The 241-nt window shown below is 70.1% G+C and carries 1 protein-coding gene; it reads left to right on the top strand.

The features are described 5' to 3' along the window. Window positions 1-61: 61 nt before the first annotated feature. On the top strand, window positions 62-241 hold a 180-nt coding region (locus RYX56_RS24890), incomplete at its 3' end, for an LLM class oxidoreductase (protein WP_317124460.1).

Raw genomic sequence — 241 nt, forward strand, 5'->3', positions numbered from 1 at the left:
GTCGTGGCCCAAGCCGCAGCTGAAGCCGCACCCGCCGATCATCCTCGGCTCCGCCTCCTAGATGGGCATCAAGCGCGTGGTCGAGTACTGCGACGGCTGGATCCCCATCGGCCTCGCGGTGCGCGACATGCCGGCCGCGATCAAGGAGCTGCACACGCAGGCGAAGGCCAAGGGCCGCGATCCGCAGACGATCGAGGTGTCGCTGTTCTGGGCGCCGCCCGACGCGGACGGCATCAGGCGC

The organism is Alkalihalophilus lindianensis (assembly GCF_032843265.1).
GTDB lineage: Bacteria > Bacillota > Bacilli > Bacillales > Bacillaceae_D > Alkalihalophilus > Alkalihalophilus lindianensis.